Annotated in this window: 6 protein-coding genes; 4 read left to right on the top strand and 2 right to left on the bottom strand. The window is 64.2% G+C overall.

Annotated features, from left to right (window positions below):
* Positions 1-69 precede the first annotated feature (69 nt).
* From F4Z81_02525 to F4Z81_02510, 4 genes are all read left to right on the top strand, one after another.
* Positions 70-762 carry a metal-dependent transcriptional regulator gene (locus tag F4Z81_02525; protein ID MXW03923.1) on the top strand — a complete coding sequence of 231 codons (693 nt, stop codon included), beginning with the start codon at positions 70-72 and terminating at the stop codon, positions 760-762.
* Positions 759-1,775 (top strand): hypothetical protein, encoded by a 1,017-nt coding sequence (locus F4Z81_02520; GenBank protein MXW03922.1) that lies wholly within the window; start codon positions 759-761, stop codon positions 1,773-1,775. Before F4Z81_02525 ends, F4Z81_02520 begins: the two co-directional genes overlap by 4 nt.
* The gene (locus F4Z81_02515; protein ID MXW03921.1) at positions 1,772-2,608 is read left to right on the top strand and encodes an iron transporter FeoB; all 837 of its coding nucleotides are present in this window, start codon (positions 1,772-1,774) and stop codon (positions 2,606-2,608) included. Before F4Z81_02520 ends, F4Z81_02515 begins: the two co-directional genes overlap by 4 nt.
* A gap of 64 nt (positions 2,609-2,672) precedes the next feature.
* The gene (locus tag F4Z81_02510; GenBank protein MXW03920.1) at positions 2,673-4,031 is read left to right on the top strand and encodes a ferrous iron transporter B; all 1,359 of its coding nucleotides are present in this window, start codon (positions 2,673-2,675) and stop codon (positions 4,029-4,031) included.
* Here F4Z81_02510 and cysN read toward each other — a convergent pair.
* Complete coding sequence (cysN, locus tag F4Z81_02505; protein MXW03919.1) at positions 4,009-5,931, bottom strand: sulfate adenylyltransferase subunit CysN; 1,923 nt, start codon at positions 5,929-5,931, stop codon at positions 4,009-4,011. The two genes, F4Z81_02510 and cysN, sit on opposite strands and share 23 nt — an antisense overlap.
* A gap of 57 nt (positions 5,932-5,988) precedes the next feature.
* Complete coding sequence (gene cysD / locus F4Z81_02500) at positions 5,989-6,894, bottom strand: sulfate adenylyltransferase subunit CysD (protein ID MXW03918.1); 906 nt, start codon at positions 6,892-6,894, stop codon at positions 5,989-5,991.
* Positions 6,895-6,900 lie beyond the last annotated feature (6 nt).

Here is a 6,900-nt window from a genome sequence, read left to right as displayed (position 1 = left end):
TATTTATCCCTGTCTAAAAATGACGCCGTTTCGATCCAGGCAACGCCGTAACCGTAATTGGTCGTTCCCATGCCCACGCCCGCCACCGAAGATTACCTGAAAACCATCTACAAGCTGCAGGAAAACGCCGAAACTGCGTCGACCAATGCCGTTGCGGACCGGATGGGCGTATCGGCGGCCTCCGTCACCAACATGATGAAGCGGCTGTCGGAGTCTGGTCTGGTCGAGCACCGGCCCTACCAGGCGATCAGGCTGACCGACGCGGGCAGGAAGATCGCCCTCGAAATCATCCGCCATCACCGGCTGCTGGAGGTGTACATGGCGGAAGCGCTCGGGTTTACATGGGACCAGGTGGACGCGGAAGCGGAACGGCTCGAACACGTGATCTCCGAAGAGTTCGAGGACAAGATCGACGCCATGCTGGGATACCCTACAACGGATCCCCACGGCTCGCCCATTCCGACAAAGGACGGGGCCATCGCCACCACGAATCACGAGAAGCTGTCCGACATGGAAGCGGGCCGTACCGTGGTCATCCGCCGCGTGACCGACACGGATCCGGAGTTGCTCCGGTATCTGGCGAAACTCGGCCTGCGGCCGGAAAACACCGTGGAGGTACTGAATAAGGAGCCCTTCGAAGGCCCCATGCTCCTGCGCATTGCTGGAGAGGAACACCATATCGGGCGTCAGGTCGCGCGTACCGTCCTGGTCGAAAGCCTGGCGGCCGGCGAAGGAAGCGACGAGGGGCGGGCTGACCCATGACCGGTATCATCGTGCTCATCGTTGTCGGCGCGCTTTTCGTACCGCAATACGGCCTGTTCTGGCGCATCCGGCGCCGGCGCTGGCTGCAATCCCGGCAGGCCGTGGAGGACGCCCTTGCCCATCTGCACCAGTTTCAGCACGACGGCCGGCCGGCGTCCGTGGAGACCCTTTCCAATACCCTGGGCACGTCGACGAAACACACGCTGGTCCTGGTCAATCGCATGGCCCAGTTGGATCTTGTGGTCGTGACGGGCCAGGGCATGCGGCTCACGGCGGCGGGCCACCGCTGGGCGCTCCAGATCGTCCGGGCCCACCGGCTGTTCGAGCGGTATCTCGCCGATGAGACTTCGGTGCCCCGGGAAGAGATCCATGCCCGCGCCCACCGGCTGGAACATACGGTGACCGAGGCGCAGGTCGACAAGATGGACGCCGACATGGGCCATCCCGCCTTCGATCCCCAGGGGGATCCGATCCCGAACGCCGCCGGCGACATGAAGGAAATCGAAAGCCATAAGCTCGTCGACTGGCCGGCGGGCGTTCCGGCGCTGATCGTGCATATCGAGGACGAACCGCCCGAAGTGTACGCCCAGATCATCGCCGAGGACCTACACCCCGGGATGGTCATCACGATCGTGGACATGTCGCCTGTGCGGGTGGTCATCGGCACGCCGGACGCCGAACATGTGCTGGCGCCGGTCGTGGCCGCGAACGTGTCCGTGCGCGAGGCCCCCACCGATGACGTCGAACCGTCGGGCGTACCGCTCACCACGCTGGAAAGCGGCGAGGCGGGGAGGGTCGTCGGGCTGGCGCCGGCCTGCCAGGGTCTCACCCGAAGGCGGTTCCAGGACCTGGGTCTCACGCCCGGTGCACGCGTCGAGCGGGTCATGCAAAGCGCCTTCAGCGATCCCACGGCCTACCGGGTTCGCAATACGATGATCGCGCTGCGCCGTGAACAGTCCGATCTGATCCGTATCGAAAAAGCACCGCGGAAGGAACAGGAGATCGACGCATGAGTACCGACGCCGCACCGTCAGGATCGCCCGCGCCGCAAGGCACGGCCGCACCGCCCGGTCATGATTGCGCATCATGCGCGCTGCAGGAAAACCTGGTGCAGATGGGTGTTTCGCTGGATCGATGGGATTATGTCATCGCCCTGGCAGGGAACCCTAACGTGGGAAAGAGCACGGTCTTCAACGCCTTGACCGGACTGAAACAGCATACGGGGAACTGGCCCGGGAAAACGGTAAATCGGGCCGAGGGCGGTTTCGAGTTCAACGGCAGCAGGTACAAGATGATCGACCTGCCCGGCACGTATTCCCTGCTGTCGGCGTCCATCGACGAGGAGATCGCCCGGGACTTCATCCTCTTCGGCCGCCCCGACTGCACGTTGATCGTCGTCGACGCCACCATGCTCGAGCGCAATCTCAACCTCGTGCTCCAGGTGCTGGAGATCACGGAAAGAGCAGTGGTCTGCCTGAACCTGATGGACGAGGCCGCGCGCAAGGGGATCTCGGTGGATCACCGTTCGCTCTCCCGGGAACTGGGCGTGCCGGTCGTGCCCGTGTCGGCCCGGAAGAAGGAAGGACTGGGCCTTTTGATGCGCACGGTCGCCGACGTGATCCAGGGCGAGATCAAGAACGCGCCGCGGCGCATAACAGGCAACGAGGACCTCGACCGGACGGTGGATACGATCACGGGCATGCTACGAACGTCCTACCCGGACCTGCCGAACCCCCGCTGGATTGCCTTCAGGCTGCTCGACGGCGACTACCGGGTGCGCCGGGCCCTGGAAACGGGCGAATTCAGCCGGATGGGCATCCAGGCCGGTGCAATTGACGGGAAATGAAATCGTGAGCGAGACTTCGACAAAACACACGGCCGGCGAGGACATTCTCGGCCGGGTCGAGGAGATGCAACGAGGTCTGGACGGATCGTACCGGGATGAAATCGTCGAGGCCATCTACCAGGATGCCGAGGCGATCACCCGGAAGGTGGTCCGCACTGACGAAACGGCCTCCTATCCCTGGGACCAGAAGCTGGACCGCATCGTGACCTCGAGGATCTGGGGCCTGCCCTTCATGGCCCTGCTCCTGGGCGTCGTCTTCTGGATCACGATATCGGGCGCCAACGTGCCCTCCTCCCTGCTGGCAGAAGGACTGTTCTGGCTGGGTGCGCGCGGCGTCGAGCTCTTCGAGTGGCTGGGCATGCCCTGGTGGGTCACCGGGTTCATCTGGCACGGCGTGTACCGGGGGCTGGCCTGGGTGATCGCCGTCATGCTGCCGCCCATGGCGATCTTCTTCCCCATATTCACCATACTGGAAGACCTGGGATACCTCCCCCGCGTGGCCTTCAATGTCGACGCCCTGTTCAAGAAGGCGGGCGCCCACGGCAAGCAGGCGCTCACCATGAGCATGGGGCTGGGCTGCAACGCGGCCGGGGTCGTGGCCTGCCGCGTCATCGATTCCCCCCGGGAACGGCTGATCGCCATCCTGACCAACAACTTCATGCCCTGCAACGGGCGGTGGCCCACGCTCATCATACTGGCCACCCTCTTCGTGGCGGCGGCCTTCCCACCGGCCTTCGCAGCCATGGCCGCGGCGGGCTCACTGGTCCTCATCGTCCTGATCGGCGCCGCGACGACCCTGCTGGTGTCGGCCGTGCTGTCCCGGTCCTTCCTCCGGGGCGAAGCCAGCAGCTTCACGCTGGAACTCCCGCCCTACCGGCGTCCCAGCATCCTGCGCGTGCTCTACACCTCGCTGATCGACCGGACGATCTTCGTATTGTGGCGGGCCGTGGTCATGGCCGTGCCGGCGGGCGGCGTGATCTGGCTGCTGAGCAACATCCACGCCGGGGGACAGAGCCTGACGGTCTGGGTCTCGCAGTGGCTGGAACCCGTGGGCCGGGCCATCGGTCTCGACGGCGTGATCCTGCTGGCCTACATCATCGCCATACCCGCCAACGAAATCGTGGTCCCGACCATCATCATGGCCTATACCGGCGCGGGCATGATGATCGAACTGGACACGATGGCCGAACTGCAGCATCTCCTGGTGAACCAGCAGGGGTGGACGCTCCTCACCGCCGTCTGCCTGATGCTCTTCTCCCTGCTGCACAACCCCTGTTCGACGACCATGTGGACGGTCTACCGGGAGACCAGGAGCGTGAAGTGGACCGTGGTGAGCGGCCTCATGCCCCTGGCCATCGCCTTCCTCCTGCTCTTCATCGTCGCGCAGACCGCCTACTTCGTCATGGGGCTGGCGGGATGGTGAGCAGGTAGCCTTTCTCCTTCAACACCGCTACGATGCGTGAAACAGACCGGTCCACCGGGTCGGTCTCGGACGCGACCTTCACCGCCGGATCAAGCGGCCTTTCATAGGGGTAGTCCACGCCGGCGAGATTGCGCAGCAGACCCCGGTCCGATTTGACGTAACAGCCCGTGGTATCGTGCTTCCGGCACCAGTCCAGCGATGCGTCGACGAAGACTTCCACGTACCGGTCGGTTCCGATCCGTTCGGCCACCTGGCGGCGACCTTCTTCGCTCGGCGAGATGAAGGAGGCGACGACAATGAGGCCCGCGTCGTTGAGCACCCGTGCGCATTCGGCCACGCGCCGCAGGTTCTCGGCCTGGTCCGCCGCCGAGAAGCCCAGGTCCCGGCTGAGCCCGCTGCGGACGACCGAACTGTCCAGCACCACCACCGAGTATCCCTCCTCGTCCAGCGCCGCCTCGAGTCCGAAGGTGACGGCCGACTTGCCCGATCCCACCATTCCCGTGATCCAGATCGTGCAGGGCTTCTGTCCATAACGCGCGACCCGCCGGTCCGGGTCCACCAGGCTGGACCGCTTCGACGTGGAGGCGCGGGGTTCGGAACCGGCGTCCACGTCCATGGGCACGCGGTCTTCCGGCAACCGGTCTATGATCATGCCCGCGGCCACGGTATGGTTGGTCAGATAGTCCACCAGGATGAAACTCCCGGTCAGCCGGTTGTTCTGGTACGCGTCGTGGAAGAGGGGTCGGTTCGAGGTCAGGGCTACGCGTCCGATTTCGTTCAGCACAAGACAGGAAACGTCGACTTTGTGCAAGGTATCGACGTCGATGCGGTAGTCGACGTGGTCGATGCTCACGCGGGCGGTCTGTGTGGTCTGCTTGATCAGGTAGTGACGCGACGGGTCCATGGGCGCCTCGCCCATCCAGACCATCATGGCTTCGAACCGCCGGTCCACGTGGGGCAGGTTCTTGGGATGGACGATCATGTCGCCACGGCTCACGTCCACCTCGTCCTCCAGCTGCAGCGAAACGGACATGGGCGGATAGGCCTCATCGAGGTCGCCGTCGAAACTGGACACGGACTTCACCCGCGTCCGGTTCTGCCCGGGCAGGACCAGCACTTCATCCCCGGGCCGGACCACGCCGGACAGCACCGATCCCGCGTAGTACCGCGCGTTCTGGTGGGGGCGGATGACGTACTGCACGGGGAAGCGCAGGTCCACCAGGTTGCGGTCGGTAAGGAACTGCACGTCCTCCAGGATATCGAGCACGGTTTGCCCATGATACCACGGCATGCGGCCGCTCTTCTCCACCACGTTGTCGCCGAGGAGGGCGCTCACCGGAACGAGCCGGATGTCGCTCACGTTCAGCTTGGCGGCGTAGTCCAGGAAGACACGGCGGATATCGTCGAAGACCGCTTCGCTGAAATCCACCATGTCCATCTTGTTCACGGCGACGACGAGGTGCTGGATGCCGAGCAGCGAGGTGATGAAGGCGTGGCGGCGGGTCTGCGTCAGCACGCCGTTGCGCGCGTCGACGAGCACGATCGCCAGGTTGGCGCCGGACGCGCCGGTCGCCATGTTCCGGGTGTATTGTTCGTGGCCGGGGGTGTCGGCGATGATGAACTTCCGCTTCGGCGTCGAGAAATAGCGGTAGGCCACGTCGATGGTGATGCCCTGCTCCCGCTCGGCCTTGAGGCCGTCCAGCAACAGGGCCAGATCGGGCGCTTCGTCCTTGCGGGACATCTGCCTGAGAGAGGCGAGGTGGTCCTCGTAGATGTTCTTCGAGTCGGCCAGGAGCCTGCCGATCAGCGTGGACTTGCCGTCGTCCACGCTGCCCGCCGTGCTGAAGCGCAGCAGTTCCTTTTCTTCGTTCTGGGTTAAAAAAGTCTGGATGTCGGTCATTTCAGGATGCGCTGCCGGTCGTGAGGCCAGGCCGCCGCTTCGGTGTCCGAATCGGCTTTAGAAATAGCCCTCCCGCTTCTTCAACTCCATCGACCCTTCCTGGTCGTGATCGATGATGCGGGTGGAACGTTCCGAGATGCGCTCCACCATCATCTCCTCGATGATCTCTTCGACGGAAGTCGCCGAGGACTTGACGGCGCCGGTGCAGGGCGAGCAGCCCAGCGTGCGGAACCGGCAGACCATGGAGCGGGGGGTCTCGCCGGGCAGCAGGCGGGCCTGCCCTTCCAGGGGGATCAGTTGCTCTCCCCGTACCACGACCTCGCGCTCCCGGGCGAAATAAAGGGGCACGACCGGGATGCTCTCCCGGTGGATGTACATCCAGATGTCCAGTTCGGTCCAGTTGGAGAGGGGGAAGACCCGGATGGATTCCTCCTGGCCGACGCGGCAGTTATACAGGTTCCACAGTTCGGGCCGCTGGTTCTTCGGATCCCACTGGCCGAACCGGTCCCGGAAGGAGAAGAACCGTTCCTTGGCCCTTGATTTCTCCTCCTCGCGCCGGGCGCCGCCCAGCGCGGCATCGAAGCGCCCTTCCCGGAGCCCGTCGAGCAGGGCCTGCGTCTTAAGCAGGCCGCAGCACCTTTGCGTGCCCAGGTCGTAGGGATTGGCACCTTCGGCGATGGCTTCCTCGTTGCGGTGGACGATCAGGTCCGCCTCGTATTCCTCGGCCATGCGCCTTCGAAAGTCGTACATCTCGTCAAATTTGTACCCGGTGTCGACGTGCATGAGCGGGAAAGGCAGTTTCTGCGGATAGAAGGCCTTCCGCGCGAGATGCAGCATGACCGAGGAATCTTTGCCGACCGAGTACAGCATGACGGGCCGCTCGAATTCCGCGGCGACCTCGCGCATGACGTGGATGCTCTCGGCTTCGAGCTGCATCAGGTGTGAGATGGAATATCGTGGCATGGTTGA

It is taken from the genome of Gemmatimonadota bacterium (assembly GCA_009835325.1).
Taxonomy (GTDB): Bacteria; JAAXHH01; JAAXHH01; order JAAXHH01; family JAAXHH01; genus JAAXHH01.
Note: the sequence above shows the minus strand (reverse complement) of the source record. Positions and strands in the feature narration are given on the sequence as shown.